Origin of the sequence: Flavobacterium sp. (assembly GCF_049318185.1) — a bacterium.
In the GTDB taxonomy this organism is placed as follows: domain Bacteria; phylum Bacteroidota; class Bacteroidia; order Flavobacteriales; family Flavobacteriaceae; genus Flavobacterium.
Genome location: NZ_JBMOGV010000196.1, coordinates 1 through 2755, shown reverse-complemented (window position 1 = coordinate 2755; position 2755 = coordinate 1). Strand labels below are relative to the sequence as shown.

The 2755-nt window shown below is 34.7% G+C and carries 3 protein-coding genes; 1 reads left to right on the top strand and 2 read right to left on the bottom strand.

Annotated elements, in window-relative coordinates; translation table 11 throughout:
- Positions 1–747, top strand: a 747-nt coding sequence (locus ACOYLT_RS11440; protein ID WP_422853973.1) for an amino acid permease C-terminal domain-containing protein, incomplete at its 5' end; no start/stop codon positions are given.
- A 33-nt stretch (positions 748–780) separates the two neighbouring features.
- On the opposite strand, the gene ACOYLT_RS11435 is transcribed toward ACOYLT_RS11440, so the two are convergent.
- Positions 781–1374, bottom strand: coding sequence for a hypothetical protein (locus tag ACOYLT_RS11435; RefSeq protein ID WP_422853972.1), 594 nt, complete (start codon positions 1372–1374; stop codon positions 781–783).
- Between the two features lie 200 nt (positions 1375–1574).
- The coding region (locus ACOYLT_RS11430) for a transketolase C-terminal domain-containing protein (protein ID WP_422853971.1) at positions 1575–2755 on the bottom strand (1181 nt) is incomplete at its 5' end.

Below are 2755 nucleotides of genomic sequence, written 5' to 3'. Positions count from 1 at the left end.
CAACTTGGCGTTAGTGATCCATTGGCAGAAATTTTTGCATTAAAAGGTGTTAAATGGATGCTGTTCATTGTTTCTATTGCTGCTGTTGTAGCTATGACTAGTGTGTTATTAGTTTTTCAAATGGGACAACCTCGTATCTGGATGACCATGAGTAGAGATGGGCTTATGCCAAAAAAATTCTCTGAAATACATCCTAAATACAAAACCCCAGGATTTGCAACTATAGTAACCGGTTTAGTGGTTGGTCTTCCTATATTTTTTACTGATGAAAATTTTGTATTAGACTTTACAAGTATCGGAACGCTATTTGCTTTTGTATTGGTTTGTGGTGGAGTGTTATTACTTTCTCCACAAAGTGAAACAGATCTAGCAGAAAGCACTACTAAAGGTAAATTTAGAATACCTTATATCAATTCTAAATATATTTTTCCAATACTATGTTTAGCAGCTTTTGGATTGGCACAATATTACTTGCCGACATTCTTCCCAATTACTTTTAGTTACTCTGATATTTTTTTTGCTACCAATATACCTATGGTTTTATTTATTATATTGTGTATTGTAATGGCTATAGTGGCATTTCTTAAAAATCTATCACTTATACCTTTACTTGGGTTAATTTCTTGTTGCTATTTACTAACCGGTATGGCAGTATCTAATTGGCAATGGTTTGGAATGTGGCTAGTTATAGGATTAGTTTTCTATTTCTTATATGGCTACAAAAACAGTAAACTAAACAAAAGTTAAGCATAAAATAATCCGGAATTATTTGGAATTATTTTATTTCCATATTCTAAAATTAAATTTGAATTCTTTCTTCTGAATAAGTGATCGCCAATCTATAAATAATAGCGCGCTAATCATTAAAAGACCTATAGCCAAACTAGTGAATGATTGCCATGAGAAAGCTCCTTGAAGTATTTTTTCGGTGTTTTCTGTTCCGTATTTTCCTAGATGCACTAAGATGGTATCACTAGTAAATTTGCCCACAAAAAAAGCAGGAATAATGTATAATGGTTTCAAATTTGCCATTCCCGCAGCAACAAACAATGGAGTGGTTGGTAAAGGCAACAAGGAATATGCAATAATAACCATTTGACTTTTCCATCCTTTTTCTTTTAAAATCTTACCTAAATATTGGACATCTTCATTCTTTGCAGGTTTAAAAATAGAACCCGCAATAAAAGGAATATAAAGTGTGAGTACATACCTACCCATAATAGAACCTGCTACACCAATGAAAATTACCATCCAAATATTTAAATGAAAATAGATTTGGAGAAATACCATAATGGTAAAAGCAGGTGGAAAAGGAAAAGGAACTACATCAAAAACAAAGGCTCCTAAAAAAACTAATGTATATTGCCACCACATATATTTTTTTTAAAACTATTATTCTAACTAAGTTACAAAATTATAATTTGAGAAAAGTTAAAATAAGAAATAGTGATAAAAAAATTAATAAAATTTCCAATTTATAGGTGTTTTTAGTACTAAATATTGAAAACTATGACTCCAATATAATTTGGATTTTATATTTCTTAAGTTAGAGACTAAAATAAAAGCATAACTTTTTAATACGCTAGTAACTCCAACAAAGTACCTTCAAAACGGTCTTTTGGAAGATATTGGTCTTCTAAAGCTTTTACAAACGGAATAGCAGTTTCAATACTACCTACTCTGCGCACAGGAGCATCCAAATACTCAAAACAGTGCTCCATTATCATAGCCGAGATATCACTAGAGATACTGCCAAAAAGGGTGTCCTCTTGCAGTATAATTACTTTGTTGGTTTTTTTAACTGAAGTAAATATGGCATCAGTATCTAAGGGTTGTAAACTGCGTAAGTCAATTAAATCAGCGCTCACTTGAGGATGTTTGGTCAAAGTCTCTAATGCCCAGTGCACTCCTGCTCCAAAAGAAATTATAGTTACTTGTATTCCTTCTTTCAATAGTGCCGCTTTCCCAAATGGAATGGTATAATAATCTGTAGGTACGTCTTGATAAACCGAACGATATAATTGTTTGTGTTCAAAATACATCACCGGATTTGGGTCATTGATGGCTGTGTTCAACAAGCCCTTGGCATCATAAGGAAAAGCAGGATAGACTACTTTCAATCCAGGTGTTTTGGTAAACCATGCCTCGTTGGTTTGCGAGTGAAATGGTCCGGCTTGCGTGCCACCACCACAGGGCATGCGCACGACAACATCGGCTTTTTCATTCCAACGGTAATGCTGTTTTGCTAATAAATTGACTATTGGGTTGAAACCAGAAGAAACGAAATCGGCAAATTGCATTTCGACTATTGCTTTGAAACCGTTGATGGATAATCCATTGGCGGCGGAGACTATAGCACTTTCACAGATGGGTGTGTTGCGAACTCTGTCTTTTCCAAATTGCTCCACAAAACCATCCGTAATTTTAAAGGCACCTCCATACTCAGCAATATCTTGTCCCATGATCACCAAGTTCTCATGACGTTCCATGGACTGACGCAAGGCATTCGATATGGCGTCTACTACTCTTATATTCTCTACTTTATCACCAGGATTGATAGCTTCAAACTCGTAAGGTTCATACATATCGCTTAGTTCTTCGGCTAAGTCGGCAATACATTCTGGCTCCGCTTGTGTAATTGCCCAATGCTCATCGATTTCTGCTTTTATAGCCACTTTTATTTTTTCATTTTCCTCTAAGGATAGTACACTAACGCGAAGTAAATAATCTCTATAATTCGCAATTGGGTCTTTAA